Source organism: Rhizobium atlanticum (assembly GCF_030182485.1).
In the GTDB taxonomy this organism is placed as follows: domain Bacteria; phylum Pseudomonadota; class Alphaproteobacteria; order Rhizobiales; family Rhizobiaceae; genus Rhizobium.
In genome coordinates this window covers 18455-42040 of record NZ_JAQJCJ010000005.1, presented here as the reverse complement: position 1 = coordinate 42040, position 23586 = coordinate 18455, and the positions used below count along the sequence as shown (strand labels likewise).

Here is a 23586-nt window from a genome sequence, read left to right as displayed (position 1 = left end):
ACGCAAGGAGACCGGCAGCCATGAGCCTGTTCAACACGGTTCGCAATACGATCGTGCCTGTGCACAAGGAGGGTTACCCCTTCGTCGCCGCCTTCTTCGTCGCATCTCTGGTGCTGGGCTGGATCTTCAAGCCGCTCTTCTGGATCGGCATGATCTTTACGCTCTGGTGCGCCTATTTCTTCCGTGATCCCGAGCGGGTGACCCCGCAGGACGACGATCTCGTGATCTCTCCCGCCGACGGCAAGGTCTCGGCGATCCAGATGGTTACCCCGCCTGCAGAGCTCGACCTCGGCTCCGAGCCGATGCTGCGCATCTCGGTCTTCATGAACGTCTTCAACTGCCATGTGAACCGGGCGCCGATGCGCGGGCGTATCGTCAGCATCAACTACCGCTCCGGCAGCTTCGTCAATGCCGAGCTCGACAAGGCGAGCGAGGACAACGAGCGCAACGGGCTGGTGATCGAAACCCGGCACGGCCAGATCGGCGTCGTGCAGATCGCCGGCCTCGTGGCGCGGCGTATCCTTTGCTGGGCAAACACCAACGAGCCGCTGGACGCCGGCGAACGTTTCGGGCTGATCCGTTTCGGCTCGCGGCTCGACGTGTTCCTGCCCGCCGGTGCGGCGCCACGCGTCTCGCTCGGCCAGACGGCGATTGCCGGGGAAACCGTGATTGCCGAATTCGCCGCGGCCAAGGGTCCGGTGATCAGCCGCCGAAGCTAAAGCGCTGCCGCGCCTTTGCCGGAATTGCTCAAGGAACGATTGGAACGCGACATGGAAACACCCTTTCCGCCTTTCGAGCCAAACGGGCCGGATGATTCCGCCCGCGGTCCGCGCCTGCGAGAGATTCCGCTTCGCCTCGTTTTTCCGAACCTCATCACCATTCTGGCGATCTGCGCCGGGTTGACGGGCATCCGGCTCGCTTTCGAGAACCGTTACGAGCTCGCCGTCGCGATGGTGCTCCTCGCCGCCTTCCTCGACGGCATCGACGGGCGCGTGGCGCGGCTGATGAAGGCGACCTCGAAATTCGGCGCGCAGATGGATTCGCTTGCCGATATCGTCAATTTCGGCGTCGCGCCCGCGCTCGTCGTTTACGTTTTTGCTCTCGATCAGGCTCGTTCGCTCGGCTGGATTGCCGCCTTGATCTATGCGATTGCCGCCGGGCTTCGCCTTGCCCGCTTCAATGTCATGGCCGAGCGCGAAAACAAGGCGAGCTGGCAATCGGAATATTTTGTCGGAGTGCCCGCGCCGGCCGGCGCCATGCTGGTGCTGCTGCCAGTCTATCTTGGCTTCCTCGGTCTGGCGACGGACCGCACCTTCGCCTATCTCTCGTCGATCTATACCGTCGCCATCGCCTTCCTGCTGATCAGCCGGCTGCCGGTCTGGTCGGGCAAATCGGAAGGCAACCGCTTGCGGCGCGATCTGGTGCTGCCGATGATGCTTGGCGTCGTGCTCTATGTGGCTCTGCTGATGAGCTACACGTGGGAGGTGATGGTCTTTACCGTTGCCGCCTATCTCATATCGCTCCCCTTCGGCGCACGCAGATGGCGGCGGAAATATGGGACCCTGACGATCGAGGAACCCGGCGTCGGCGACGACGATATTGGCCGGCACATCTGACCTCCGCGCGCTTCCGAATTCTCCCGCATCACCGAAATGCTTCTCTCCCATGTTGTGGCCCCGGATATACGCTGCGCGTTGCCCGGGGAAAACCGCTTTGCGGTTTTTTGGAACCGCTCCCTTCAGTAAGTATTAACCAACGTAGGCTTCAGTTAAGCCTCGCGAATTATGGTGGGCGTTCACAAATCCTGATAGGCGACGCCGCCGTTTTGTCGCTATTTCTGACCAAATAGCAAAATACAAAATACTCAGGGAAGCAACACGCAAGGAGAGTATCGTGACTTCGAAGAAGAGCAGTGCCGGCGAACAACAGGCGGCCAAGCCAGACCTCGCCGCCAACTATCGCCCGGTCGGCTTGAAGGCCGTTGCCGCGGCATCATTGATGACAAAGAACAAGCCGGACGGCGTCAAGAAATCCGCTTGAGGTGCCGAGCTTCGAACGGCACATCCGCGCTTCACGTTTTGCGGCATGCCGTCATCCCAAGACTGCGGCATGCTTGGTGATGTGCCCCCTGCATTGCGGGTCAGCCGAGCAGGCCGCGGTGCCGGAAGCGCTACGCCGTTTTAGAAAAAACTCAGCTGGCCGTGATCCGGCCTTTGTTTCGCAGGCGCCTCAGGCGGTCTTTCGACGACAACCTGCTCCTGTAGGTCCGGCCCCATATTGGCAACCTTGTTGACCTTGTCGGAAACCGGGATAGCCTCGAAGAAATCGCCCTGAGCAGGCTGCATCAGGTCGACCACCTCGCGCGGTTCCTGCGCCTTGCAATCGAGCCAGCGCGAGAAGTCCTCCGGTTTGATGACGACTGGCATGCGATCGTGGATCGCGGAGATGCCCGCATTGGCTGACGTTGTCAGGATCGCACCGGTATCGACCTCCGAGCCATCGGCCGAGGACCATGTCTCCATCAGCCCGGCAAAGGCGACGACCCCGCCCCGGCGCGGCCTGATCCAATAGGCCTGCGGCTTGCCGCCGCTCTCCTTGGAGGGGCGATGCCATTCGTAAAAACCTGAGGCCGGAATAAGCACGCGGCGATGACGCATCGCCGCTCGAAACGAGGCCTTGCCGATCGCGGTCTCGGCGCGCGCGTTGATCAGCAGCGGGAAATCCCTCGGGTCCTTGACCCAACCCGGCGTGAAGCCCCATCGCACGAGGACGGCGCGACGATCGGGCAGATTGCTGCCCCGCTCCCGGCCCTCGCCTGCCATGACCACGAGGATCGGCTGCGTCGGGGCGATGTTGTAGCGCGCCGGGAAGTCCTCGAGATCGAGACCGGAGAAGAAGTCGCGCAGGTCGGCGCTGGAACTTGTCAGGGCGAAACGTCCACACATCGTCCTGTCTTTGCAGCCGGCCCGAGTCCGGTCAAGGCGCGTTGCATGCTTTTGCGTGACGGTTTCAGGCGCGCGGCGCAAAGAGGATGACGCTCGCCCCGACAAGGCAGATTAGTCCGCCACCGATATCATAACGATCGGGCACCCGGCCTTCGATCAGCCACAGCCAGGAGAGCGAAGCAAGAATGTAGATGCCGCCATAGGCTGCGAAGGTTCGACCGGCGGCATCGCTCGGCACCAGCGTCAGAAGCCAGGCGAAAAGCGCAAGCGAGATCATGCCCGGCGCCAGCCACCAGATCGGCTTCTCAAGCTTGAGCCACGCCCAGAAGGCGAAGCAGCCGGCGATCTCGAAAACGGCGGCAAACGCGTAAATGATATAGGTCACGCAAAGCCCTTTCGAATATTTTTTGCCTCCTTGTTGCACGGATGTCGTTATTTCGCGAACCGCTGCGCAATTTTTGGGGCTTGTCTTGGGAGCTATCCCACAGGAAGATCGGGTCGTCCCGCAGCCGCGATCCGCAATCATCAGCCCGTCAGATCGAATAGGCCGTCACAGCAAGAGCAGCCATGACCTCCACCGCTAAAGCCGCCTCCTCCGCCATTCTCGAACGCGACGGGCGATTCCTTCTGGTATTGCGACGCAACCCGCCCTCTGCCGACATGTATGCCTTTCCCGGCGGCCGCGCCGAGCCGGGCGAAACGCCGGAGCAGACCGCGCTGCGCGAGTTCCGCGAGGAAACCGGCATCTCGGCGCACAATCCGCGGCTGTTCTCTACCTATGACCTCAAGACGCATGGGCCGGATGGCAGCATCAGGAGCCATTTCTTCCTGTCAGTCTTTTGCGTCGACGCCGACCGGGAAATGGTGGCGGAAGCCGCCGACGATGCGGCGGCGCTCGGCTGGTATACGGTAGAGGAGATCCGGCGACTGCCTGTGCCGCAAAGCGTGCTCGAATGCGCGGAACGGCTGGCGGGCGGTGAATAGAAGTGGAAACTTTCAGACGCGCCTTGTTGCCGTCACGCTCAACGTATCAAGTGGAAGCATGATTCCCGTTCGACGCGTTGTCCTGTCCCTGCTCGTGCTTGCCGGGCCCACCATGGCTCAGGGTAAGAATACGGCGCCTGCGCAGGAGGAGATTGCGCCGCCGGTCGCGGCCGTGCCCGTACCCTATGACGACAAGCTGGCGCGGCTCGCCGAAGTGCTGGGTTCGGTGCATTATCTGAGAACGCTCTGCAAGGCGGCGGGCGGCGATGAGTGGCGGGAAGGCATGAAGCAGCTGCTCGATTCGGAAACGGGTAACGAGCCGCAGCGCAAGGAAAGGTTGACCGCGGCCTTCAATCGCGGGTACCGCGCCTTCGCCTCCGTCTATACGGATTGCACCCCGGCGGCCATCGTGGCAGAAGAGCGCTACCGTAACGAAGGTGCAACACTCGCCACAGAAATTACCTCGCGCTTTGGAAATTGACATTTAATTAACCTGTTTTCGCATGCGGACGTGTCGTTTTGGGAAAAGGCTGTTAGTGTTATTAACGGTGCAGTAAGACATGAGAAGTTCTGAGGAAAAGACAATGGAAGCAAGCCTCAACGACATCGACGACATGATCGTCCACGAAAAGATGCAGGCGGCTCTGGAGTACCAGAACGAGGCTTGGGCCGACGGCATGGCCGACGGGATCGAGCCGGAGATCATAGCTGATGCCGCCATCGCGCATGCCCTGCGCGAGACCATCCGATTGCACGGGGAAAACAGCGCCGAAGCTCTGCTCGATTCGCTGCGCGACCGTATGCTTGCCGGCGAATTCTCCGCCAACCGCACCCTGCAATAATTATTCAGAGAGTTCGATGCCCATCGGTAAAGAGAAAGTTTCGCGAATTCGGCTCGCGCCGGTGTTGCTTGCGTTCAGCCTTGCCGCCGGCAACGCCCTCCTCGCGCCCTCGGCCTATGCGCTTTCCGAACTCCATAAGATCCCCGGCCAAGCCCCCAACGAGGCGCCGCCCGCACAGGGAAGTGCTGAGGGGGAGAACCAGCCCCAGGGCACCACCCCCGGCGTTCCCATGGCCGAGCCGCTGGTCAACAGCCAGAACAGTGAGGGCGTCGACAAGACGCCGGGCGCCCAGGACGCATCCAAGCCGGTCGAGGTAATTTACGACATCAACAAGGCGCCCGAGCCGGTTCGCAAAATGCGCCAACAGATTGTCGAGGCCGCCGCCTCCGGCGATCTCGAACGGTTGCGACCGCTGATGGGCACCGGCAAAGACCAGACGCAGGTGACGGTGGGTGAAGCAACCGACGACCCGATCGGCACCCTGAAAGATCTCTCCGGCGATCCCGACGGAGATGAAATTCTAGCCATCATGCTCGATATCGTCTCGACCGGTTTCGTTCATGTCGGCCAAGGCACAGCCGACGATATGTATGTCTGGCCCTATTTCGCCGAGAAGGATCTGAAGTCGCTGACACCGCCGGAGCGAGTCGAGCTGTTGCGCATCGTGACCGCCGGCGACCTTTCCGACATGCAGGAATTCGGTGGCTATAATTTCTACCGCCTTGGCATTACGCCTGACGGCAAGTGGAAGTTCTTCACAGCGGGCGACTGAAGCCGCCTCGCACGCGCCTTCCGCATGTCGCATGACCTTGCGATCCACTCCACGAAGTCATACCTCTGAGCGACGACCAACGCGACAGGTTCCGCCATGCCAGCCGTATTCCTGAAAGACCGCTCACTGTTCTCCGTCGGCGGCGCGGACGCCCAATCTTTCCTGCAGAACCTGATCACCACCGATATTGTTTCGCTTGCGCCCGATGAGGCGCGGCCTGGAGCACTGCTGACGCCGCAGGGGAAGATCCTCTTCGACTTCATGGTCTGGCGGGACTGCAACGGCTACCTGATTGAAACGGATGCGGCCCAGCTCGAAGGGCTGGCGAAGCGGCTGACGATGTACAGGCTGCGGGCCGCCATTACGTTTACGCCTCAGCCTGAGAATGGCATTACCGTTTGCTGGGGCGAGGATGCCGATCGCATCGGAGGTGCCCGAGACAGCCGCTTCGCCAAGGCGGGTGTCCCGCTGCGCCGCCGGGCAGGAAAGCATGGCGATGATGCGCCGTCACTCTATGAGAGCTTGCGCATCCGCCACGGTATCGTCACCTCTGGATCCGACTTTGCCCTGCAGGACGCCTTCCCGCATGACGTGCTGATGGATCTGAACGGCGGCCTCTCCTTCAGGAAAGGCTGCTATGTCGGCCAGGAGGTCGTCTCGCGCATGCAGCACCGCGGCACTGCGCGCCGGCGCGTTGTCACCGTGTCCGCCGCTACGGCCTTGCCTCTAGCGGGCACGGAGATCACCGCCGCCGGCAAGCCGGTGGGGACACTCGGTTCGGTCGAGGGCGGCAGCGGGCTTGCGATCGTGCGAATCGACCGCGCCGGTGCTGCAATGGCGGAAGGCACGCCGCTGCTGGCCGGCCAAACGCCGGTTTCTCTCGCCCTGCCGCAATGGTCCGGCCTTGTCTTTCCCACCAGCGCAGACGAGGCCAGCGCGTGACGGCCAAAGCTCCGCGTGCCTGGCAACGCATGCTGTCCGGGCGCAGGCTCGACCTGCTCGACCCCTCGCCGCTCGATGTCGAACTCGCCGATATCGCCCATGGTCTCGCACGCGTAGCACGCTGGAACGGCCAGACGTCGGGCGATCATGCCTTTTCGGTGGCGCAGCACAGCCTCATCGTCGAAGATATTTTCCGCCGTTTCAACAATGCGCGGCCGGAGGAATGTCTGATGGCGCTGCTCCATGACGCGCCTGAATATGTGATCGGCGACATGATCTCGCCGTTCAAATCCGTGGTCGGTGGCGGCTATAAGGCGGTGGAAATGCGGCTGGAGGCCGCCGTGCACCTGCGCTTCGGCCTGCCGCCTCACCCATCGCGCGATCTCAAGGACAGGATCAAGAAGGCGGACACGATCGCGGCCTATTTCGAGGCTACGGTACTTGCCGGCTTCACGCCCGCCGAGGCGCAGAAATTCTTCGGCCAGCCGCGCGGCATCAGCAAGGAGATGTTGCTGATCGAACCTTTGCCGGCGCTGGAAGCCCAGCGGCTGTTCTGCGAGCGCTTTGCGGCGATCGAGGCCGAGCGGGGGATGGTATCGTGAGCTTGATCGTCGTCTCGCCGCTCTCGCGCATCGCCGAAATGGCGGTGCGCCACAAGGCGCGTGACATGATCAGCCTGATCGCCAAAGAACAGGCCTTTCATCGGCCGGGTGTGATCGCGCCCGATCGTCACCTGACGCTTTCGATGAACGACATCACCTTCAAGGGCACGGGCGGTCTCGTGGCGCCTGACGAAACGCATGTACAGGCGATCATCGAGTTTGCCGCATCGTGGCGGCAGGAGACCCCGCTGCTCATCCATTGCTGGATGGGCGTGTCGCGATCACCGGCCGCGGCACTCATCGCCGCTCTGTCGATCGCGCCGGATCAGGACGAGGAAGAGCTTGTCCGTCGGCTGCGCGCCGCTTCACCTTTCGCAACTCCGAACACCCGGCTGATCGAGATCGGTGACACCTTGCTTAGCCGCGGCGGCCGGCTGGTTGCGGCGGTAAGGGCGATCGGGCGTGGCGCCGATGCGGACGGCAATGCGCCCTTCCTGCTGGCGATCCGGAACCCTGCCTGCGGTTGACGCTGCTGGCGTCTGCTCCATCTTGGCCTCGACCTCGCAATCTCCATAGGGCCAGATCATGGAACAACAAGCAGCCGATGTCCTTCTCGCCACCCGCACGGCACTCAGCCAGGCAAGCGCACTTGCAGTCCAATATTCCTTCTCCATTCTCGGGGCGTTGATCCTGCTCGTCATCGGCTGGACGCTGGCCGGCTTTGTCAGCCGCTGGGCCTATGAGGGCCTGTCACGCATCCATGGCATCGACGAGACACTGGCGCGATTCTTCACCAATGTGGTGCGTTATGCGCTTCTGATTCTGGTGTTCATCACCGTGCTCGGCCAATTCGGCGTCCAGACCGCCTCGATCATCGCCGCCCTCGGCGCAGCCGGCCTGGCGATCGGGCTGGCGCTGCAAGGGACGCTGCAGAATATCGCGGCCGGCATCATGCTCCTGATCCTCAGGCCGTTCCGGGTCGGCGAATATATCGAAACCAGCAGCGTGGCCGGCACGGTGCGCGAGGTCGGATTGTTTGCGACAGAACTCAGAACCGGCGACGGGCTCTATCGGCTGGCGCCGAATTCAACGCTGTGGAACACGCCGATAACCAACTTCAGCCGTGAGCCTACGCGGCAGAACGACTTGAAAATCAACATTTCTCGTGAAGACGACCTCGATCAGGCGATGGAGACGTTGATGGGCATAGCCAAAGGAAACCCAAGGGTGCTGCCGTCACCGGCACCCAGCGTTTTCATCGACGCGCTCGGTGAGAGCACGATTTCGCTAACGCTACGTTACTGGGCAAAGACCGGTGACTGGTGGCAGGTCAGCCGCGATATGGTGAAGCGGGTAAAACTTGACTTGGACGAAAGGGGCGATCCAGCCGCTGTGCGGGACGGTGGAAATTCCGCGCTGGGAAAAAGGTCCAACGGCACGGCGGCGGAAGAGCCAACACGGCAGTGAACCATTGCAGCGCGGGGCGATCGTCGGCCTATTCGACCACTCCGCAAGCAAGTCTTTCACCGGCGCCGCCGGAAGGCTGACTGCGATAATCATCGGAATTGGCGTGCACCATCAATGCGCGGCCGCGAATGCCATCTTTCTTGCCATCGAGCGTGACCATGCCATCGAAGATCTGAGCTCTGAGCACGCCATCCTGTCCAACATACTGGTTGGGCATGTCGCCGGCATGCGGCCCCTTAGCGGCGAGAATGCCGTGTTCGGCAGAGCCCGGGTTGAAATGACCGCCTGCCGATTCGTAATGGCTCGCCGCGTCGCAGCGGCCGGTTTCGTGAACATGAAAGGCCACCCATTTATTCGCCGGCAGCCCCGATATCTCCACTTCGATCAGAACGCCGCCATTGGCGGCGGCCGTCAGTTGGGCCCGACCATTTTCCTTGCCGTCCTCGCCGACGAAATTGGCGACCGCCGTCTGCTTGTCCTGGGCACTTGCCGGCAAGGCAAGGGCCAGCAGGCTCAGGGCGGCGATGATGCGCATGGTTTTCATGGTGATCTCCTTCCGTCCGGATGTCCTTCTGAACGTCTCAGCCCGGAAGGTGTTCCTCTGCGGAGCATCCAACGAGAAAAGCCGACCAACGGGCCGGCTTCAGATCACGTGAACGATGCTATCGTCAGGCGACGGCGTCGAAATCGAACTGGCCGTAGGTGTTGCGGTAGAGATCGTCGGATTGGCTGCCAGTCGCAGACGCGCTCTGCTGCAGCGGATAGGGCACGGCGATGCTGCTTGTCGTGCCGCTGTCGTGGGTATCCATCATCAGCGCAATCAGGCTGCCGGAAAATTTGGGCTGAGTCTCGCTGCCCATGTCTTCCTCCAGGAGTTCCTTGATGATGCCTGGCTTCTCATCGGCGGCACGTTCGCCGCGGCTCAATACGCCGTCGCCGTTTAGATCTAGCCGTGAAAGTGTCGCAAGATACGCATATGACGTGTCTGAAACGGATGTGGTGCGGGTCATACAAACCTCCATTCACCGCCTTTTGCCGGTGGTGTTTGTACGCAATACGAAGGGGAAATCACTGTTGACTCGGTGGTTAAACTGATTTGCGCAGTGCGTCAATAAGTTGTTAACTACTCGTTAACAATGGTTGACAGAAATTAACGGAGCGCGCTCGAACCGGGTTTCCGCCGCTGCCCGCCCCGGTATTCCAGTAATTTCCAATATGGAGAGCAACCTGTCTGACGACGTGCACCTCTGCTGCACTGCAACCGAATATTAATCCGCCCGCTCCAAAATAGTCATCAGGCATTACCCGTACGTCACTCATAAAAATTGATTTCAATGGTTTCTCTTAGAAAGGTTTTCATGTCCGATATTTTGAGGCACGTCCATCAGACGCGGACGGCTCTTGCTATTGCCGTCAGCCAAGATGCTTTCCCATGAAGGCTGAAGCGCTCTTCTGGCGGCAATGCACAGAGGCTGTCATGGCCGACGGATCAATTGACGCGCAGCGTCTGATGGAGCTGGTGATCGCAACCTACCGCGGCCATGAAAGCGACTATGATGCAATCGAGAGAAGTGCGGAAACCCTTCAAAAGGAAAAGCAGACGCTGAGAGGGAATCTATCGGCGCTCAGTCAAGCGTTCGACGGACAGAAAAAACTCTTCGAGATCGTCCTGAACAACCTGCCGCTCGGCCTCAGCGTTTTCGACGCCGGCCAGCGGCTGACGCTTTACAATATCCGCTTCCCTCAGCTCTTCGGACTGACGCCGGAAGATATCGCCGCGGGCGCGACGATTGCCGAACTCATCGGCAAAATGCGCGGCAACGAAAGCACCGCCTCCAAAAGCGTCCGGCAGACAGCACGACCTTCCCTCGCCAAGGCAGAAAGCAGCAGCATCCGCCGACGCGAATGGCAGATGCATGATGGCCGCATCATTCAAAGCGTGGTGACCATCCTCTCCGACGGCAGCAGCATCGCCATTCATGCCGATATCACCGAGGATCGAAAGGCCGCCCAGCGCATCACCTATCTCGCCCATCACGATCCCCTGACGGGTCTTCCCAATCGGATGTATTTCCGCGAGCAGGTCGATGCGACGCTCGCCGAGCGCAAGCCGCACGAGCAGATCGCCCTCGTCCATCTCAATCTCGACCGCTTCAAATCGATCAACAACACGATCGGCGTATCGGTCGGCGACAAGATCCTGCAGCAGGTTGCGGAGCGCATCCGAGCTTCGGCTGGATCGGAAAACACGCTGGCGCGCCTCGGTTCGGACGAATTCGCCATCCTGCAGACGGGTAAGCAGCAGCCTAAAAACGTGACGGTGCTGGCCGACCAAATCCGCCGCGCGCTTTCCGAGCCATTCCTGAACGGCGAGAAACAGGTGACGCTCAGTGTCTCCATGGGTATTGCAATCGCTCCTGAGAACGGCGGGGAAACCGATATCCTGCTGAAAAATGCCGGCGTGGCGCTGTCGCATGCCAAGGCGGACGGACGCAAGCGCGAGCGCTTCTTCACCGGCGAAATGGAAGCGCAAATGCAGTTGCGCCATGCGCTGGAGGCAGATCTTCGAGCCGCCGTCGAGAACGGGGAATTCGAGCTGCATTACCAGCCGCTTTACGATCTTGCCGAGCGGCGGATCTGCGGTTTCGAAGCGTTGATCCGCTGGAACCATCCGTTCCGAGGCCGAGTGCCGCCGATGGATTTCATTCCGCTTGCCGAGGAGGTCGGCCTCGTCGTCGATATCGGCCGCTGGGTTTTACGCCAGGCCTGCAGGGATGCGGCCCAATGGCCGGAAAACATCAAGGTCGCAGTCAATGTTTCGGCGATCCAGTTCCGCAGCGGCAACCTGACGCAGGACGTCAGCGAAGCGCTTGCCGCCGCCGGGCTCTCGCCATCGCGGCTCGAACTGGAAATCACCGAGAGCGTGCTGATGGAAAACCTCAGCGAGGTGCTGCCGATCCTGCATGCCCTGAAGGACCGCGACATCCGCATCTCGATGGACGATTTCGGCACCGGATATTCCTCGCTGAGCTATCTCTCCAGCTTTCCCTTCGACAAGATCAAGATCGACAAATCCTTCGTGAACGACATCGTCGACAGCAAGGAAGCGCATGCGATCATGCGCGCAATCATCCTGCTCGGCGATGCGCTCGGCATGCGCGTCACCGTCGAAGGCGTCGAGACGGCGGCCCAGCTGACGCTGCTCGAAAGCGAGGAATGCGACGAGATCCAGGGCTATCACATCAGTCCGCCGCGCCCGGTCCGTGACGTGCCCCATCTTCTCTCCCCGCCGCCGAAGAGCAGCGGCGCGACAGCTTTTCAGACGCTCGAGCGCTGACCTCCCTCGATTGCGACTCGCACGTTGAGCCGCTACAAACCGGCTTCGAGATCTCCGTTTTTCGTAGCGGCGTCTTCCTGTGAAGCTCCCTTTGCTTTCGGCCGGCGCTCTTCGACGTCTTTCTTCCGACAAGAGGTGGCACAATGTTCGAGGCCGAAGCCTTCTCCCCTCATGAAACGCTCGCAGCGGCGCTGATCGCACACGCCGCCGAAGGCGACGACGGCTCACACGATCTTGCCCATATCTTGCGCGTCTTCAGGAACGCCATGCGCATCCATGCGGGAGAAGGCGGAGATGGGCGCATCCTTGCCGCCTCCGTGCTGCTGCACGACTGCGTCGCCGTCGAGAAGAACTCACCCTTGCGGGCAAAAGCATCGGCCTTGGCGGCGGAAAAGGCTTCAGTGATCCTTTCCGAACTCGGCTGGAGCGAAGCGGATATCGAAGCCGCGGCCCACGCCATCACCGCTCATAGTTTTTCCGCCGGGGTGGCGCCGCAGACGCTCGAGGCGAAGATCCTGCAGGATGCCGACCGGCTGGACGCGATCGGCATGGTCGGCGTCGCACGCTGCTTCTATATCGGCGGGCGAATGGGATCGGGACTCTACGATCCCTTCGACCCCGCGGCAACGAACCGGCCCTTCGACGACAAGCGTTATGCCATTGACCACTTCCAGACGAAGCTGTTCAAACTGGCGGAGGGATTCCAGACCGAGACCGGCCGCCGGATTGCGGCCGCGCGCGACAAGAGCCTGCGCGATTTTCTCGCGGCGTTCATGGATGAAATCTAGAGAACTATATCCAGGGAGAATGGCATGCGCATCAGCGACCTCTTCATATACCCGCTCAAGAGCGCTCGCGCCATTGCGCTGCCCGCCGCCGATATTGGCGCCGAGGGGCTTGCCGGCGACCGGCGGGCGATGATTACCGATTTGAACGGTCACTTCATCACCCAGCGCGAACTGCCGGACCTCGCGCGCATCGAGATCCGTCCGGAACCCGGCGCCTTTCGGCTGCTGATGCAGGGAAAGTCTGAGCTAGCGGTGCCTCCGCCTCGGCCTGAAGTCCGCATGGATGTGACCGTATGGAAATCGACCGTCAGCGCCGCGGTCGCCGATCCCGACAGCAACAGGCAGCTTTCCGAATGGCTCGGCCGCGAGGTGCTGCTGGTCTTCTTCGACGGGCAGGCACGGCGGACGGCGAACGCCGAATGGGCCGGCGAAAGCTCGCCCGTCACCTTTACCGACGGATACCAGATCCTGGTGACGACGACGGGCTCACTGAAGGCGCTGAATGCCGATCTCGCCGCGCATGGCGAAGGCAGCGTCGGAATGGAACGTTTCCGTCCGAACATCGTCATAGACATCGATGAGGCATGGCCGGAGGATCGCTGGGCGGCGATCGAAATATCAGGCGTTCGTTTCGATCTCGTCAAACCTTGCTCCCGCTGCATCATGACGACGCAGGACCAGTTGACCGGTTCACGCGAGGGGCCGAACCCGATGCCGGCCATGGGTCGCATCCGCATGTCTGCCGACCGGCGTGTGCCAGGGCCGCTCTTTGGCTGGAACGTCACGCCTCGCGGCAGCGGACGGATCTCCATCGGCGACGAGGTGAAGATCATCGAGGCGCGGCCGGAGGGCTGGGCGATGAAGGTTCGCGCACGAGAGTAGGTTGAATTGCGGAAGGGCTGAGGGCGCTTTGTCCCTTATACATCGCAACATTCTCCCTCATTGCTGTGACAGGCACAGAGGGAGCGTGGGGAGAGTTTCACCGTCTCTCACCCATGCCGAGTGCGGCATCGATAGCCGCCATGACGTCAGCCGACAGCGGTCCCTTTTCCAGTGCGCCGGCATTTTCCTCCACCTGGCTGATGGTGCGGAAGCCCGGAATGGGGAAAGTGCGCGGCGACCTCGCCAGGAGCCAGGCGAGAGCTCCCTGTGTCAGCGTGCGGCCGCCTGACGTCAGGAGATCGCGGACGGCATCGAGCCTGGCGGCAAATTCCGGAGCCATGCGCCCGTCCTTGAAATAGACCATCCAGGGGAGTGCCGCGCCGCGGACATCCTTGGCGCCTACCGCCTTGTCGGCGGTGAACTTGCCGGTGAGCAGCCCCATGGCCAGCGGACCGCGATTGATGGAAATCAGACCCTTCCCTTCGATCACAGCGATCATCTCCGGCACCGGATCGAAGACGTTCATCGTATGCTGGACCGAGACAAAGCCGGCGCGGTCGGCATGGCGGGCGGCGCGATCGGGAAAATCGGTGCTCCAGCCGAATGCGTCGATCTTGCCTTCGGCTCGCAGCGCCTCCAGCGTATCGAAGACAGCATCCGACTGTTCCAGCGGAAAATCATTGATGTGAAATTGCAGCAGATCAAGGCGATCGCGCTTGAGTCGGCGCAGCGATGTCTCGACCGAGCTGCGAATGAACGCCTCATCGGCGAAGGCCCCAATTGCCTGCTTCGTCTCCGGATCGGTCGCGAAGCCGAATTTGGTGGCGACGATGATGCCGTCACGATTGCCGACCGCCCGGCCGAGCACCTCTTCCGAGTGGCCGGCGCCGTAGTTCGAGGCGGTATCGAAGAAGCGGATGCCGAGCGCGATGGCGCGATCGATCGCTTCGACGGATTCATTGTCGTCGACTTCGCCCCAACCAAGCGGCGTGTCACCAGCGAAGAAAGGGCCGCCGATTGCCCAGCACCCCATGCCGAGGCGCGGGATTTCGCGACCGTTCCAGAGCGTGATCGTCGTCGGTGATGCGGTCTTGGTCAGCATGGAATCCTCCTTGATTGGCAATCAAGAGATAGGAGCCACCGATCAGCGGGTAAACCGCCAAATCCGGAGGATATTTTGCAGCAGTAAAAAATCAGGTCAGGCGGGGACGCCGTTCGGATCGGAAAGCGTCCGCGAGGCTGGATCAAGCGCCCTGAGCGCGGCCCGCACGAAACCGTCACGGGCTGCCGCGGCCTCGATGCCGCGCGGCTCGTAAACATGGCGATGCAGGAAGAACCCGGTCAGACGGAACGCGGCAGCAAGGCTGTCGAAGTCCGCCGCGTGATTGCCTTCGACACCGAGGAAGGGCGGCAGGACCAGCATCTTGTCGGCCCACGGCGCCCCGGCGCTACGGCTCACGGCGCGGCCGGACTTCGGCGAGACATAGACGAGATCAGAGCGGGCGCCGGTCGCCGCGCATTCGGCAAGATCGAGCCCGAAGCCGAGATCGTTCAGCACCGCCAGCTCGAAACGTACGAAAAGCTCACCGGCATCGGCGGGGTTGTGCAGATGATCGAGGATCACCTCCAGCGCGTCGAAGAGATGCGGATGCGGGTCTCGCTCCGGCAGCAGCCGCAGCAGAGCGCCCATCGCCTGGACCCCGTAGACGGCGGTCGCCGTTTCAATCAGACGGGCGGCGCGCAGCGTCACAGGCTCGACGCGGAATTCGCCGAGATGTTCGTCGAGCCGGGCGCGCCAGACGACCTCGACGGCATTGCCCGGCTGCAGCACCGGCTGCATGGCGCGCGAACGGCCGGAACGCACCAGGCCGAGGTGACGGCCGCGACCACGCGTCATAACCTCGGCGATGACGCTCGTCTCGCCGTGGCGTTTGACACCCAGAATGATTGCCTGGTCCTGCCACTGCATAAGAAGTTCCTGCGGCCGATTACCTTATCGTAGCGCATAAATCGGGAAACCGGAATCGATTTCCCGAAGGATTGCCCGCAGTTTCAAAGCGATAGCATCAGGCGCTCTCAAGCAGATCCCGTGTCCATCACGGACTACGTTAGGCCGCAGCCGGCAGAAGCCTCTGCAGGAATTCGCGCATCGCCTTTTCGTCGAACGGCTTCACCAGCAGCGGTATGTGCTGAAGGTCGCACGGGAAGTCACGTATATCGGAATAGCCACTGACAAAACCGAAGGGGATGCCGGCATCGAGAAGATGGCGGGCAAATCCGAAACTCATGCCCTCGCCGAGGTTGACGTCGAGAAGAGCGAAATCATACGTCTCCGCAGCGATGGCGGCTCTTGCCTGATCGAGACTGCCGACAATATCGATGCTCTCGACACCGGCCATGCGCAGGATATCCTCCGCCTCCATCGCGATGATCAGACTGTCCTCGAGAACCAAAACACGGAGTGCGTTCATGCTTCCGCGCCCCTCGTCGGGCGCTTTTCGCAGCGCCTTGGCCCTTTCGCCAACATCATTGCCCTCCGGTGCCCCGCATGGCACGCTATCGGTGAATTGCGCCACCAGTTCTGAATAAACCATTTTTCTGCCCGGTCGATAAGAATCAAAATCGGAGGAAAGATGACGACCGACCTTATTTTCCGAAAAGCTTAACTGCATTTAAAAAAGACATAGGCCATCGGGCTAAATGAAGGGACGCTTGCCCTCCCCAAGTCCTTCCCAACCGGCGATCGCCATTAACTCCTCACCGTTTTGAACTTCGCAGCCGCGTTCCTGCCAGCGGATCAAACCGCGTTCTCCAAGCTTTCTCAGCGTCTTGTTGGTGTGAACGATGGAAAGACCGAGAGTGTCGGCGATGTGCTGTTGAGTGATGGGGATGAATTTGCGGCCGTTGAAGAGATCGAGCTTCCTGCCGCGCTCATACAAGAAAGCGATCAGATAGGCCGCTCTTTCCAATGCAGTGCGACGGCCGATGGAGAGGAGATGCTCATCCAATATTCGTTCTTCGCGCGCGGCAATCCACGTGATGTCGAAGGCGAGCGAAGGATGTTTGTTGTAGAGCGTCATCAGCCGGTCGCGCTCGAAGACGCAAAGGGAAACGGGCGACAGCGCTTCGATGGAATGCTGCATTTCGCCGGCGATCGTTCCCTGAAGACCGATCAGGTCGCCCGGCATGATGTAATTCAGAATCTGGCGGCGCCCGTCCTCCAGCATCTTGTAGCGGAAGCCCCAACCGGACAGCACGGTGAAAAGATGAGCGCTGTGGGCGCCTTCGACAAGAATGGTGGAGCCGGCATCGACGGCAAGCTCGCCGCGTTTGAAACGTGAAACGAATTCCAGCTCGTCTCGGCTGAACTCCCTGAAATGCGGCAGAGGCCGCAATGGACATAATTCGCAAGGGGTCTTGAATGAATGGATGCGTCTCGACGTCGCCATGCCTGCCCCGCGGTCGCGCAAACGACGGCCCGTCTGGCCGCCGTTGACCGAGGAATGCGCAAAGCTCGGATTCGTTCCGCAACGAGACGGATTTTTTCCTAAGAAACAAGGGGCTGGAGGCTTCTCGATAAAATCGTTGCCGTCCTTATTTAGGGAATTCGAGGCCCATTTCGCGGAAGCGCTCGGGGTCATCGCCCCAGTTCTCGCGGACCTTGACGAAGAGGAAGAGATGGACCGGCTGCTCTAATATTTCCGACAATTCCTTGCGGGAGGCGGTCGAGATCGCCTTGATGGTTTCGCCACCTTTGCCGAGGGCGATCTTCTTCTGGCTATCACGCTCGACATAGATCACCTGCTCGATCCGAACCGAGCCATCCTTACGCTCTTCCCACTTTTCCGTTTCGACATGCGAGGAATAGGGAAGCTCCTGGTGCAGGCGCAGGAACAGCTTTTCGCGGGTAATCTCCGCGGCGAGCTGACGCATGGGGAGATCGGAGATCTGGTCTTCCGGATAGTACCACGGCCCCTCCGGCAAGGTGGTGGCCAGATAGTCCATGACATCGTCGCAACCGGAACCGGTTTCGGCCGAGATCATGAAAGTGCGATCGAAAGCAATCTTCTCATTGGCGGCGGCGGCCAGCGCCAGCAGATCCTCGCGGTTGACGCGGTCGATCTTGTTGAGCACCAGGATCTTCGGCTGCTGGACTTCTTTCAGGCCCTCGAGGATGGCTTCGGCGTCGCCGCGCAAACCGCGCTCGCTGTCGATCAGCAGCATGATCAGATCGGCATCCTTGGCGCCGCCCCAGGCAGAAGTCACCATGGCTCGGTCGAGCCGACGGCGCGGCTTGAAGATGCCGGGCGTATCCATGAAGACGATCTGGGCATTGTCATGAATGGCAATGCCGCGGACGATCGCGCGCGTCGTCTGCACCTTGTGACTGACGATCGACACCTTGGCGCCGACGAGGCGGTTCACCAGCGTCGACTTGCCGGCATTAGTCGGGCCGATCAGCGCAACGAAACCCGAATGTGTCGGACCATTGGCTTCTACGGCAGCTTCGGCCGCGATATCTTCTTCTTGTGTCATTGTCCCGTCAGTTTCCGGCAGACGATTGCTGCCAAATGCCTTCACGCTCGAGCATCTTGGTCGCCGCAACCTGTTCGGCGGCACGCTTCGACCGCTCTACGCCGGTTTCCGGCTTTATGCCAGCAACTTCTACCGTCACCTTGAAGCGCGGATCATGATCCGGTCCGCTGCGTTCATCAACCCGATAGATCGGTGTGACGCCGAATTTCGCGTGTGACCATTCCTGCAGCTCGGTCTTGGCGTCGCGCTTGGCGCCGTCGGCCCTGACCGCCCTGCCCTGCCAATAGCGCAGGATGAACCGGCGGGCGACTTCGAGACCGCCATCGAGATAGATCGCGGCGATCAGGCTCTCGACGACATCGGCGCGCACATTCATCATGCGCTTGCCGGTCAATTTCTTCACATCGGCGCCGGTGCGGATATAAAGGTGGAGATTGAGTTCGTCGGCGACCGCTGCACAGGTTTCGGCGCTGACGAGCTGGTTGAGGCGAACCGAGAGCTCGCCTTCCCCGGCCGTGCCGAAGGTGCGGAACAGAAGCTCGGCGATGCAGAGCCCGAGGACCCTGTCGCCGAGAAACTCCAGCCGTTCGTAGTTGCCGCCCTTTTCGGTACGGGCGCTGGCATGGGTCAGTGCCCGGTCCAGGCGTGCCTTTTCGGCGAAGTCATGGCCGATCAGGCTTTCGAGCTTTGCGCGGTCCGCCGCAGAAAGCGTCTGCGCCTTACTCATTCAACGACCTTGAAAAGGCGGTCCCAGCGCATGTTGGTCGGCCACTTCCAGATTTCGCGGAAAGACGTGTCGTTGCCGAGCGAGAAGAAGATGACGCTGGCGCGACCGACAAGATTTTCAGCCGGCACGAAGCCGACGTCGAAGCGGCTGTCGAGCGAGTTGTCGCGGTTGTCGCCCATCATGAAATAATGGCCTTCAGGCACGATGAACTCACGGGTGTTGTCGCCGCGCGAGACCCGCGACTGGTCGAGCGTGTCGTAAGTCTTGCCGTTATCAAGGGTTTCGCGGAAGACCGGTACGTCCTCGCCCGGATCGAGCTTGTAGTCCGAGGTGAAGCTGCCATCCGCCACCTTCGGAACCGGCTTGCCGTTGACGTAGAGGACGCCGTCGGTGACCTGGATATGGTCGCCGGGCAGGCCGATGCAGCGCTTGATATAATCGACATCGGGATTCGGCGGGAAGCGGAAGACGACGATATCGCCGCGCTTCGGATCGGAGCCGAAGATGCGGCCGCTGAAGAGATCAGGCGAGAAGGGCAGCGAATACTTCGAATAGCCGTAAGCGAACTTATTGACGAAGATATAATCGCCGACGAGCAGCGTCGGCATCATTGAACCGGACGGAATGGTAAAGGGCTGGAACAGCACGGTTCTGATCACCATCGCCAAAATCAGCGCCTGAATGATGACCTTGATGTTTTCCCAGAGGGCGTTCGGCTTGGTATCGACTTTTTCGGACACGCAGTCTTATTCCTTCAAGACGCCGTAAAGGCGCAATTCTTTCTGCCGTTCTCTCTAGCGGCTTCGGCCGGTTGCGGCAATGGCGACAACATGAAAAGCGACGAGAGGTCGCGTTGAAACGCTTCCGTGGTCGCGATCAAACACCCCTGGGGTCGCGTTGAAACGCTTCTGCGGTCGCTACCAAACGCTCCCGGGGTCCCGTTGAAACGCTCTCCGGGGTCGCCATCATGGCCTTTCGGGCAATGCCTCGATGATAACGAAGGCCTGCGCCAAGGGATAATCATCGGTTATTGTCAAATGAATGGCGGGTCTATGGCCCGCGGGCAGCATCGCTTCCAGGAGCGCGGCGGCGGTACCGGTCAGTTGCATGGTCGGCTTGCCGCTCGGCAGGTTGACGACGCCCATGTCCTTCCAGAAGACGCCCTGGGCTATGCCGGTGCCGAGCGCCTTCGAACAGGCCTCCTTGGCGGCGAAACGCTTGGCATAGGATGCGGCGCGGTTTGCCCGGCGGTCGGAACGGGCGCGCTCGATCTCGGTGAAGCAGCGATGAGTGAAGCGCTCGCCGAAGCGCTCGATTGATTTCTCGACACGACGAATGTCGATCAGATCGCTGCCAATGCCGATGATCATGCCGGAACCTTCCGTCGCTCAAGAATTCTGTACCGGTTCATACGCTCGGCATGTCGCTGGCCGCACCCGCCAGGCGCAGACGTGCCCGCTCCATCAGTCGCGTGCGGCGGCGGGCCTGAAAACCTTTGACGGTGTAGAACGTCAGCGCATAGAGCGCAACGGCGGTTACGATTCCCGGTGGGATGGCGCCGATCAACATCGGCTCCAGCACGGGCTTCCACAATTCGGTGAAGTTCAGCTTGTGAAAGAGCGCGGCGAGATCCACCGCCTGACCGGCCAGATGATCCTCACGGCTGAGCAGCAGATGGCCGATTTCCCAGGTGATACCCCAGATGAAAGGATAGGTCAGCGGATTGCCGAAGGCCGCGCAGCCGAGAGCCGCGGCCACCATATTGCCGGAGAGGAAATAGGTGATGACGAAAGCCATGACGAAATGCACGCCAATGAACGGCGTCCATGAGACAAAGACGCCGGCGGCAACACCGGCCGCAACCGCATGCGGCGAAGCGCTCAGGCGCAGAATGCGCATTGTCAGGTAACGGATCGGGCGAAGGAAACCTTTTCGGGGCCATAGAAGCTCCCGCATCTTTTCCTTGAAACCCGCAGGCTTGCGACGGCGAAACAACATGGCCGCTATTTAGTGCAGTGCACCGGACCATGACAAGAGCGGCAAATGGTACCGCCCGAAACCGCCCCCTTATCTTTCTTGCAAAGGAGCATCTTCATGCCGAGGGGCGCTCATTACCGTAACGTCCCTCACTCGACAAAGTATAAAGGCGGTGTCAGCGATTGCGGAACAGACCGCGATCGACCTGACGCTGACGAAACTCGAGATCGATACGATCCAGCGAGCCGTTCAGATAGGCCATTTCACGTTCCTGCGTGGTCGGCGCGCGAAAGGCGCGAGCGATTTTCCTGATAGGATCAAACATTACCTTGTCTCATCTTCTGTTTACGTTTTCGATGACGAGAAGATAGTCCCGGCAAAGGTTAATTACCACCGCCGCAACATGGACACAGCTATGCGCTCAACGCATTCCTTGCCTTATTGCTGCGCCGTCGCGAGTACAGACCGATCATAAAATGTGCATTTTGGTCGATCAGCTCCATGGCAGGCCTAACAAAAGCCTACTCATAGAGCCGCCGGACCGTGGCGATGCAATCCAGGTCCTTCATCTGGGCGAGCAATTGGTTGAGCTGCCGCAGGTCCCACACCTCGACTTCGAGCATCATCTCGGTGAAATCGGCAGCCACGCGCACCGTGTTCAGCATGCGAATATTGACGTCGAGCCCGGCCACGGTCTGGGCGACCTTGGCAAGCGTGCCGGGCTCATTCAATGCATTCACCATGATACGCGCCATGAAACGCGACTTGTTGGCCTCGTCGAGATCCCAGCGCACGTCGATCCAGCGATCGGGTTGATCGTCGAAACGCTGCAGGCTCGGCGACTGGATCGGATAAATGGTAATGCCCTTGCTCTGATCCATGATGCCGACGATGCGGTCGCCGGGCACGGCGCCGGTCGAGGCGAACTTGACGTCGACATTGCCGGACAGGCCGCGGATCGGGCCGACATCGACATCGGCATCGAGTTCCGAATGGCCGCCTTCGGCCCCTGTTTTAGCCTTTCCGGGAATCTTGAAGATCATGCCCGCAGCGCTGCGGACGTTGAACCAGCCGTCATCGCCGGAAGGCTTGACGGTGACGCGCTCGTCCTGGTGATCAGGATAGACGGCGCGCAGCACGTCGAGCGAGGACATCTCGCCGCGACCGACGGCGGCGATTGCATCCTCGACATCTTTCTGGCCCAGACGGTGCAGTGCCGGCTTCATCGCCTCGCGCGAGAAAATCTTGCCGGCCCGGTTGAAGGTGCGCTCGAGAATGCGGTGGCCGAGGCCTGCATATTGCTTGCGGATCGCCATGCGGGTGGCGCGGCGGATGGCAGCCCGCGCCTTGCCGGTGACGACGATTTCTTCCCACGCCGCCGGCGGAACCTGCACGCCGGAGCGGATAATCTCGACTTCGTCGCCATTCGCCAGCCGCGTCACCAGCGGCATGATGCGGCCGTTGATCTTGGCGCCCACCGTCGTGTCGCCGATATTGGTGTGCACCGCATAGGCGAAATCGATCGGGGTGGCACCACGCGGCAGGGCAATCAGCTTGCCCTTCGGCGTGAAGCAGAAGACCTGATCCTGAAAGAGTTCGAGCTTGGTGTGCTCAAGGAATTCCTCCGGGCTGTCACCTTCGGCGAGCGCCTCGATCGTATGGCGCAGCCAGGAATAGGCATTGGATTCGCGCGAAAGAATGTCGCCATCGGCATTGGTGGCGCCATCCTTGTAGAGCGTGTGGGCGGCGATGCCGAACTCGGCGATTTCGTGCATGCGCTTCGTGCGGATCTGCAACTCGATGCGCTGGCTGGAGGGGCCGACGATGGTGGTGTGGAGCGAACGGTAATCGTTCTGCTTCGGCGTCGAGATATAATCCTTGAACCGGCCTGGCACGACGCGCCAGCGCGTATGGACGATGCCGAGCGCCCGGTAACAGGATGGAATGTCCTCGACGATCAGACGGAAGCCGTAGACATCGGAAAGCTGTTCGAAGGAGAGCGACTTCGACTGCATTTTGCGAAAGACCGAATAGGGCTTCTTCTGCCGGCCCTTGACATAGGCGCTCGTCAGGCCGCTTGCGACCAGCAGGTCGCGCAATTCGGCCTCGATCTTCTTGACGATGCCTTCGTTGCGCTTGGAGAGCTCTTCCAGCCTTTTCGTGACGGTTTCGTAGGCCTCCGGGTTCATGTGCCGGAAGGAAAGCTCCTCGAGTTCCTCGCGCATATCCTGCATGCCCATGCGGCCGGCGAGCGGCGCATAGATTTCCATCGTCTCCTCGGAGATGCGGGCACGCTTGTCGGCCGACATGTGATCGAGGGTACGCATATTGTGCAGGCGGTCGGCGAGCTTGACGAGCAGCACCCGCACGTCATCTGATATGGCGAGCAGCAGCTTGCGCAGGTTCTCCGCCTGCTTGGCCTTCTTGGTGACGAGATCGAGCTTCTTGATCTTCGTCAGCCCCTCGACCAGGCGGCCGATGTCCTCACCGAAGAGTTCGTCGATTTCGGCGCGCGTCGCCGTCGTATCCTCGATCGTGTCGTGCAGAAGGGCGACCGCGATCGTCGATTCATCGAGATGCATATCGGTCAGGATGGCAGCGACCTCGAGCGGATGGGAAATATACGGGTCGCCGCTCGCGCGTTTCTGCTGGCCATGTTTCTGCATGGCGTAAACATAGGCCTTGTTCAGCAGTGCTTCATTGGCATCGGGCTTGTATTGCTGAACCCGCTCCACGAGCTCGTACTGCCGCATCATTCCAAAGCCACTCCGACAAAAATAAAAGC

The 23586-nt window shown here is 60.8% G+C and carries 29 protein-coding genes; 14 read left to right on the top strand and 15 right to left on the bottom strand.

Annotated elements, in window-relative coordinates; translation table 11 throughout:
* Nucleotides 1–20: 20 nt before the first annotated feature.
* From PH551_RS09090 to PH551_RS09080, 3 genes are all read left to right on the top strand, one after another.
* Entirely contained in the window at nucleotides 21–719 is a 699-nt protein-coding gene (locus tag PH551_RS09090; RefSeq protein ID WP_285192736.1) for a phosphatidylserine decarboxylase, read from the top strand.
* Between the two features lie 51 nt (nucleotides 720–770).
* Entirely contained in the window at nucleotides 771–1616 is an 846-nt protein-coding gene (gene pssA, locus PH551_RS09085) for a CDP-diacylglycerol--serine O-phosphatidyltransferase (RefSeq protein WP_085777610.1), read from the top strand.
* Nucleotides 1617–1893: 277 nt separating this feature from the next.
* Nucleotides 1894–2040 (top strand): hypothetical protein, encoded by a 147-nt coding sequence (locus PH551_RS09080; protein WP_176536258.1) that lies wholly within the window; start codon nucleotides 1894–1896, stop codon nucleotides 2038–2040.
* A gap of 140 nt (nucleotides 2041–2180) precedes the next feature.
* Here PH551_RS09080 and PH551_RS09075 read toward each other — a convergent pair whose 3' ends face one another.
* Both PH551_RS09075 and PH551_RS09070 read right to left on the bottom strand, forming a co-directional pair.
* Nucleotides 2181–2945: an SOS response-associated peptidase gene (locus PH551_RS09075; RefSeq protein ID WP_285192735.1), complete on the bottom strand. Its 765-nt coding sequence runs from the start codon at nucleotides 2943–2945 to the stop codon at nucleotides 2181–2183.
* A gap of 64 nt (nucleotides 2946–3009) precedes the next feature.
* A complete protein-coding gene (locus tag PH551_RS09070) occupies nucleotides 3010–3330 on the bottom strand; it encodes a YnfA family protein (protein WP_285192734.1) in 321 nt (106 codons plus the stop codon).
* 182 nt (nucleotides 3331–3512) lie between these two features.
* On the opposite strand from PH551_RS09070, the gene PH551_RS09065 reads away from it, so the two are divergent.
* The 8 genes from PH551_RS09065 to PH551_RS09030 all read left to right on the top strand — a co-directional run bounded on the left by PH551_RS09065 (nucleotide 3513) and on the right by PH551_RS09030 (nucleotide 8554).
* Nucleotides 3513–3929 (top strand): NUDIX hydrolase, encoded by a 417-nt coding sequence (locus PH551_RS09065; protein ID WP_085859061.1) that lies wholly within the window; start codon nucleotides 3513–3515, stop codon nucleotides 3927–3929.
* Nucleotides 3930–3987: 58 nt separating this feature from the next.
* On the top strand, nucleotides 3988–4410 hold the full coding sequence (locus tag PH551_RS09060; protein WP_085777606.1) for a TIGR02301 family protein: 423 nt from the start codon (nucleotides 3988–3990) through the stop codon (nucleotides 4408–4410).
* A gap of 103 nt (nucleotides 4411–4513) precedes the next feature.
* Nucleotides 4514–4771 (top strand): hypothetical protein, encoded by a 258-nt coding sequence (locus PH551_RS09055; protein WP_020920882.1) that lies wholly within the window; start codon nucleotides 4514–4516, stop codon nucleotides 4769–4771.
* A 16-nt stretch (nucleotides 4772–4787) separates the two neighbouring features.
* Nucleotides 4788–5543, top strand: coding sequence for a hypothetical protein (locus tag PH551_RS09050; protein WP_285192733.1), 756 nt, complete (start codon nucleotides 4788–4790; stop codon nucleotides 5541–5543).
* A gap of 96 nt (nucleotides 5544–5639) precedes the next feature.
* Complete coding sequence (gene ygfZ, locus PH551_RS09045; protein ID WP_285192732.1) at nucleotides 5640–6485, top strand: CAF17-like 4Fe-4S cluster assembly/insertion protein YgfZ; 846 nt, start codon at nucleotides 5640–5642, stop codon at nucleotides 6483–6485.
* A 29-nt stretch (nucleotides 6486–6514) separates the two neighbouring features.
* The gene (locus tag PH551_RS09040; RefSeq protein ID WP_285192911.1) at nucleotides 6515–7087 is read left to right on the top strand and encodes an HD domain-containing protein; all 573 of its coding nucleotides are present in this window, start codon (nucleotides 6515–6517) and stop codon (nucleotides 7085–7087) included.
* Entirely contained in the window at nucleotides 7084–7614 is a 531-nt protein-coding gene (locus PH551_RS09035; RefSeq protein WP_285192731.1) for a tyrosine phosphatase family protein, read from the top strand. The genes PH551_RS09040 and PH551_RS09035 overlap by 4 nt, the downstream gene beginning before the upstream one ends.
* A 58-nt stretch (nucleotides 7615–7672) precedes the next feature.
* Nucleotides 7673–8554 carry a mechanosensitive ion channel family protein gene (locus PH551_RS09030; RefSeq protein ID WP_285192730.1) on the top strand — a complete coding sequence of 294 codons (882 nt, stop codon included), beginning with the start codon at nucleotides 7673–7675 and terminating at the stop codon, nucleotides 8552–8554.
* Nucleotides 8555–8582: 28 nt separating this feature from the next.
* Here PH551_RS09030 and PH551_RS09025 read toward each other — a convergent pair whose 3' ends face one another.
* Both PH551_RS09025 and PH551_RS09020 read right to left on the bottom strand, forming a co-directional pair.
* Entirely contained in the window at nucleotides 8583–9098 is a 516-nt protein-coding gene (locus tag PH551_RS09025) for a superoxide dismutase family protein (protein WP_285192729.1), read from the bottom strand.
* A 124-nt stretch (nucleotides 9099–9222) separates the two neighbouring features.
* The gene (locus PH551_RS09020; RefSeq protein WP_085777601.1) at nucleotides 9223–9564 is read right to left on the bottom strand and encodes a hypothetical protein; all 342 of its coding nucleotides are present in this window, start codon (nucleotides 9562–9564) and stop codon (nucleotides 9223–9225) included.
* A 422-nt stretch (nucleotides 9565–9986) separates the two neighbouring features.
* Here PH551_RS09020 and PH551_RS09015 point away from each other — a divergent pair, with 422 nt between their 5' ends.
* The 3 genes from PH551_RS09015 (at nucleotide 9987) to PH551_RS09005 (ending at nucleotide 13561) form a co-directional block, all read left to right on the top strand.
* Entirely contained in the window at nucleotides 9987–11891 is a 1905-nt protein-coding gene (locus tag PH551_RS09015) for a putative bifunctional diguanylate cyclase/phosphodiesterase (protein ID WP_285192728.1), read from the top strand.
* Between the two features lie 143 nt (nucleotides 11892–12034).
* Nucleotides 12035–12679: an HD domain-containing protein gene (locus PH551_RS09010; RefSeq protein ID WP_285192727.1), complete on the top strand. Its 645-nt coding sequence runs from the start codon at nucleotides 12035–12037 to the stop codon at nucleotides 12677–12679.
* Nucleotides 12680–12703: 24 nt separating this feature from the next.
* On the top strand, nucleotides 12704–13561 hold the full coding sequence (locus tag PH551_RS09005; RefSeq protein WP_285192726.1) for an MOSC domain-containing protein: 858 nt from the start codon (nucleotides 12704–12706) through the stop codon (nucleotides 13559–13561).
* Nucleotides 13562–13658: 97 nt separating this feature from the next.
* Here PH551_RS09005 and PH551_RS09000 read toward each other — a convergent pair whose 3' ends face one another.
* The 11 genes from PH551_RS09000 to PH551_RS08950 form a co-directional block, all read right to left on the bottom strand.
* Nucleotides 13659–14663 carry an aldo/keto reductase gene (locus PH551_RS09000; protein WP_285192725.1) on the bottom strand — a complete coding sequence of 335 codons (1005 nt, stop codon included), beginning with the start codon at nucleotides 14661–14663 and terminating at the stop codon, nucleotides 13659–13661.
* 96 nt (nucleotides 14664–14759) lie between these two features.
* Entirely contained in the window at nucleotides 14760–15530 is a 771-nt protein-coding gene (recO, locus tag PH551_RS08995) for a DNA repair protein RecO (RefSeq protein ID WP_285192724.1), read from the bottom strand.
* Between the two features lie 139 nt (nucleotides 15531–15669).
* On the bottom strand, nucleotides 15670–16155 hold the full coding sequence (locus PH551_RS08990) for a response regulator (protein WP_085777595.1): 486 nt from the start codon (nucleotides 16153–16155) through the stop codon (nucleotides 15670–15672).
* A gap of 102 nt (nucleotides 16156–16257) precedes the next feature.
* A complete protein-coding gene (locus PH551_RS08985; protein ID WP_085777594.1) occupies nucleotides 16258–17010 on the bottom strand; it encodes a Crp/Fnr family transcriptional regulator in 753 nt (250 codons plus the stop codon).
* 145 nt (nucleotides 17011–17155) lie between these two features.
* The gene (era, locus tag PH551_RS08980; protein ID WP_085777593.1) at nucleotides 17156–18097 is read right to left on the bottom strand and encodes a GTPase Era; all 942 of its coding nucleotides are present in this window, start codon (nucleotides 18095–18097) and stop codon (nucleotides 17156–17158) included.
* Between the two features lie 7 nt (nucleotides 18098–18104).
* The gene (gene rnc, locus PH551_RS08975; protein ID WP_085777592.1) at nucleotides 18105–18824 is read right to left on the bottom strand and encodes a ribonuclease III; all 720 of its coding nucleotides are present in this window, start codon (nucleotides 18822–18824) and stop codon (nucleotides 18105–18107) included.
* Entirely contained in the window at nucleotides 18821–19564 is a 744-nt protein-coding gene (lepB, locus tag PH551_RS08970; protein WP_285192723.1) for a signal peptidase I, read from the bottom strand. The genes rnc and lepB overlap by 4 nt, the downstream gene beginning before the upstream one ends.
* Before the next feature lie 225 nt (nucleotides 19565–19789).
* On the bottom strand, nucleotides 19790–20194 hold the full coding sequence (acpS, locus tag PH551_RS08965; protein ID WP_285192722.1) for a holo-ACP synthase: 405 nt from the start codon (nucleotides 20192–20194) through the stop codon (nucleotides 19790–19792).
* A gap of 37 nt (nucleotides 20195–20231) precedes the next feature.
* Entirely contained in the window at nucleotides 20232–20822 is a 591-nt protein-coding gene (locus tag PH551_RS08960; RefSeq protein ID WP_285192721.1) for a DUF2062 domain-containing protein, read from the bottom strand.
* 154 nt (nucleotides 20823–20976) lie between these two features.
* On the bottom strand, nucleotides 20977–21126 hold the full coding sequence (locus PH551_RS08955; protein WP_064706756.1) for a DUF3563 family protein: 150 nt from the start codon (nucleotides 21124–21126) through the stop codon (nucleotides 20977–20979).
* Between the two features lie 196 nt (nucleotides 21127–21322).
* The gene (locus PH551_RS08950) at nucleotides 21323–23557 is read right to left on the bottom strand and encodes a RelA/SpoT family protein (protein WP_085777589.1); all 2235 of its coding nucleotides are present in this window, start codon (nucleotides 23555–23557) and stop codon (nucleotides 21323–21325) included.
* Between the last annotated feature and the right edge of the window lie 29 nt (nucleotides 23558–23586).